This window comes from Kitasatospora sp. NPDC091257, from assembly GCF_044757675.1.
In the GTDB taxonomy this organism is placed as follows: Bacteria; Actinomycetota; Actinomycetes; order Streptomycetales; family Streptomycetaceae; genus Kitasatospora; species Kitasatospora lactacystinica.
Genome location: NZ_JBIVVI010001634.1, coordinates 1 through 1546, shown reverse-complemented (window position 1 = coordinate 1546; position 1546 = coordinate 1). Strand labels below are relative to the sequence as shown.

Here is a 1546-nt window from a genome sequence, read left to right as displayed (position 1 = left end):
CCCTCCGGAGAACCCCCGCATGACCCCCGACGCCCCCTGGCTGATCGCCGGCCTGGGCAACCCCGGCCCGTGGTTCCGGCTCACCCGGCACAACGCGGGCTTCCTCGCCGTGGACCGGCTGGCCGAACGGCACGGCGCCCGGTTCCGCCGGCGCGGGATCGCCACCCTGGTGGCCGAGATCGCCGTCGACGGCCACCGAGTGCTGCTGGCCAAGCCGCTGTGGTGGTCCATCAACCTGTCCGGCCGCCCGGTGGCCGCGCTGCTGCGCCGCCACGGCGTCCCGGTCGAGCGGCTGGTGGTGGTGCAGGACGACCTGGACTTCGCCTTCGGCTCCGCCCGGCTCAAGCGCGGCGGCGGCCCCGGCGGCCACAACGGGGTGCGCTCGGTGGGCGAGGTGCTCGGCACCCGGGACTTCGTCAGGCTGCGGTTCGGCATCGGACGTCCGCCGAAGGGCCAGAGCGTCGGGGACTTCGTGCTGAAGAAGTTCTCGGAGGATGAACTGGCCGCCATGCCCGGCGAGTTGGACCGCTGCGCGGACGCCCTGGAGACGCTGGTGCGGCGCGGCCTGAACCGCGCCCAGGACGCCCTGAACGCACCGGGGCCCCCGCACGCCCGTACCGCGGCGCGGTAGCGGGGCCCTGCGCTCCTCAGGCCCGGACGGGCCGGGTGAGCAGCGCCGCCGCCGCGGCGACGGCGGCGAGGACGAGCAGTACCGTCCGCCCACCGGACTCGGCGCCCGCCAGGTGGACACCGAGGACGGACAGCGCCATGCCGAGCGCCGTGCCGAGGCTGCGGGCCATGTTCACCATGCCGCCGCCGACCGCCGAGCACTGCGCCGGGATCGCCCGCATCACCAGCGCGTTGTTGGCGGGCAGCAGCAGACCCAGCCCGTAACCGGCGATCAGCAGCGGGGCCGCCGCCGCGTCCGAGGCCGGCAGCAGGGCGAACAGCAGCAGCCCGCCGGCCGCGAGCAGCGCACCCCAGCGGCACCTGGTCACGTCCGACCAGCCCCGGGGCAGCAGCCCGCCGCCGACCGTCGCGGCGAAGGCGAACCCGGCGGGCAGCAGGGTGATCACCAGGCCCGCGTGGGCCGTCGACACCCCGGCGCCGGTGAGCAGCACCGGGCCCAGCACCAGCGGGCAGAACAGCAGCAGATAGCCGATCAGCCCCACCACCAGGCCGGAGCGCACGCCCGGGGTGTTGACCAGCCCGGGCGCCAGGATCGGCCGGGCGGCCCGCCGTTCCTGGCGCACCAGTGCCAGGGTCAGGGCGGCGGAGGCGAACAGCAGGGCGGCCACCGCCCAGCCGGGCAGGGGCAGGCCGGAGGCGGTGGACAGGGCGAGCAGCAGCGAGGTGGTCGCCCCGGTGAGCAGCAGCAGGCCGGGCAGGTCGAAGCGGGCGGCGTCACCGGTCGCGGTCCGCCGGGTCGCGGTCCGGCCGGTCGCGGTCCGCCGGGCTTCGTTGCGGTGGGCTTCGTTGCGGTGGGCATCGTTTCGACGGCCCCCGGCGCGGTGGGCTTCCCCGCCGGGGGAGTTCGCAGGGCGGG

Annotated in this window: 2 protein-coding genes; one reads left to right on the top strand and one right to left on the bottom strand. The window is 76.6% G+C overall.

The features are described 5' to 3' along the window. Positions 1–19: 19 nt before the first annotated feature. Positions 20–631: an aminoacyl-tRNA hydrolase gene (gene pth, locus ACIQOV_RS40910; protein WP_401056147.1), complete on the top strand. Its 612-nt coding sequence runs from the start codon at positions 20–22 to the stop codon at positions 629–631. Between the two features lie 16 nt (positions 632–647). Here pth and ACIQOV_RS40905 read toward each other — a convergent pair. Further along, positions 648–1546 (bottom strand): MFS transporter (locus tag ACIQOV_RS40905; RefSeq protein WP_401056145.1); only part of this gene is annotated, 899 nt, incomplete at its 5' end.

Coding starts and splice junctions, on each gene's coding strand:
- pth (WP_401056147.1), top strand. CDS start 20: ATGACCCCCGACGCCCCCTGGCTGATCGCCGGCCTGGGCAACCCCGGC.